Here is a 365-nt window from a genome sequence, read left to right on the forward strand (position 1 = left end):
GGTCTGGGAACCAAAGCCGGCGACGGCGGCGCCGGCGGTAAGGGTGGCGAGGGCGGTAAGGGCGGCAGCGGCGTCGACGGTAGCAACGGAATCGCGACCGTCGGCGCTGGCGGCAACGGACAAGCCGGCGGTAACGCCGGTGCCGGCGCTGATGGCGGCGCGGGCGGTAAGGGCGGCGCCGCCGGTACTGGCGATATCGCCGGGAAGTCCGGTGATGGTGGCGCGGCCGGTAACGGTGGCGCGGCAGGTATTGCGGGCAAGGGCGGCCTAGGCGCCACCGGTGCCGGCGGTCTCGCGGGTGTCAACGGCGGCGACGGCTATCTGGGCGGCGATGGCGGCGCCGGCGGTAACGGTGCCAGCGGCGG

At 75.1% G+C, this 365-nt stretch carries 1 pseudogene; it reads left to right on the forward strand.

From position 1 onward, the window contains the following. Window positions 1-365: pseudogene (locus ACZY1I_RS32250) on the forward strand (hypothetical protein); the annotation flags it as partial.

This window comes from Mycobacterium sp. IDUB_37 (genome assembly GCF_055419245.1).